General features: G+C 23.3%; 3 protein-coding genes. 2 read left to right on the forward strand and 1 reads right to left on the reverse strand.

All coding sequences use genetic code 11. The features are described 5' to 3' along the window. Nucleotides 1-430 (forward strand): DUF2953 domain-containing protein (locus GBZ86_RS15875; RefSeq protein WP_152892266.1); only part of this gene is annotated, 430 nt, incomplete at its 5' end. Further along, nucleotides 420-839, forward strand: coding sequence for a GerW family sporulation protein (gene ytfJ, locus GBZ86_RS15880; RefSeq protein ID WP_152892268.1), 420 nt, complete (start codon nucleotides 420-422; stop codon nucleotides 837-839). The genes GBZ86_RS15875 and ytfJ, both read left to right, overlap by 11 nt. Before the next feature lie 36 nt (nucleotides 840-875). Here the strand turns inward: ytfJ and scpB are convergent, their stop codons facing one another. Then, complete coding sequence (gene scpB, locus GBZ86_RS15885) at nucleotides 876-1,439, reverse strand: SMC-Scp complex subunit ScpB (RefSeq protein ID WP_152892270.1); 564 nt, start codon at nucleotides 1,437-1,439, stop codon at nucleotides 876-878. Between the last annotated feature and the right edge of the window lie 5 nt (nucleotides 1,440-1,444).

The raw sequence follows: 1,444 nt of genomic DNA on the forward strand, positions 1-1,444 counted from the left end.
TTATAAGTATTTAATTTTTTCTCTTAAAAATAAAAAAAAATCTAAAAATTCAAAGTTAAATTCTAATGAAAAAAAAAATAACAAATTTAAATTGAATTTTTCTACTTTAGTATCAACCCTTTATTTTAATAAATATAAACCTAAATTAAAATTTAACTTATCATTAGATTTTAGCTTAACTGATTCTGCTTACACTGCTTTATTATATGGATATTCTAGTTTTTTAATTTCTTTAATTTCTGGTATTTTAAGCTTGATATTTAACATAAAAAATTTTAATTCTAATATTTATCCTTCATTTAAAAATAATAATATTTTTTCATTAAATATAAATTGTATAATTTACTTAAATTTTGCAAAAATTATATACATATTAACTTTATATTTCTATAAATTAAAATTTGCGGGAGGTAAAAATTATGGAAAATAATCATCCTATTGAACAATTAATGAGCACAACCATGGAAAATCTTATAGATATGATTGATGTTAATACAGTAATAGGGGACCCTGTAGAAACTAAAGATGGTACTTATATAATTCCTATATCAAAAGTATCTTTTGGGTTCGCTTCTGGAGGCTCTGAATTTCCTAACAACAAACCAGTAGAAAAATCAGATTCTAGATTTGCTTTTGGTGGGGGATCTGGTGCAGGAGTAAGCGTAAAGCCAGTTGCATTTCTTATAGTTAAAGAAGATACTGTTAAAATTCTTCCAATTGATAGTAATAATCCTTATGATAGACTTGTTGATTCTATTCCTAATGTATTAGATAGTTTAAAAGATTTATTTAAAAATAATAATACAAGTAATGTTGATAATAACGTTACTTCTGAATAATAAAAAGAGTATTGCACATTACTATGCAATACTTTTTTATTCATCCTCATTAAATAACTGAATAGAAGGTAATTCTTTTAAATCTTCTAGTGCAAAATGTCTTAAAAATTCATCAGTAGTTCCATATAATATAGGTCTTCCTGGCACTTCAAGTCTACCTGTTTCCTCAATTAAATTTTTTTCAATTAATCTTTGTAAGGCACTTTCACTCTTAACACCTCTAATTTCATCTATTTCAATCCTAGTAATAGGCTGCTTATATGCAATTATAGCTAAACTTTCTAAAGATGCTTGTGATAATGATTGTCTTACATTTTTTTTTAATAATTTTTGTATATATTCACTATTTGTTGTTTTTGTAACTAATTGATACATACCATTTAAAGAAATCAGTTTTATTCCTCTTGTTTTATCTTCATTATACATATTCATTAATTCTTTCATAATTTCATTTATATATGAAGGTTCACATTCTACTATTTTAGCTATATCCTTTATAGATAATGGTTCAGCTACAACAAACAATAAAGATTCTATAACTGAATATAATAAATTTTTTTTAGATATTTCTTTAAATTCAATTTGATTTATACTATTCATTATAT

The sequence above is a fragment of the Clostridium tarantellae genome (assembly GCF_009295725.1).
In the GTDB taxonomy this organism is placed as follows: domain Bacteria; phylum Bacillota; class Clostridia; order Clostridiales; family Clostridiaceae; genus Sarcina; species Sarcina tarantellae.

Excerpts from the sequence above, each read along its gene's own strand:
- ytfJ (WP_152892268.1), top strand. The coding sequence starts at position 420 with ATGGAAAATAATCATCCTATTGAACAATTAATGAGCACAACCATGGAA.
- scpB (WP_152892270.1), bottom strand. The coding sequence starts at position 1,439 with ATGAATAGTATAAATCAAATTGAATTTAAAGAAATATCTAAAAAAAAT.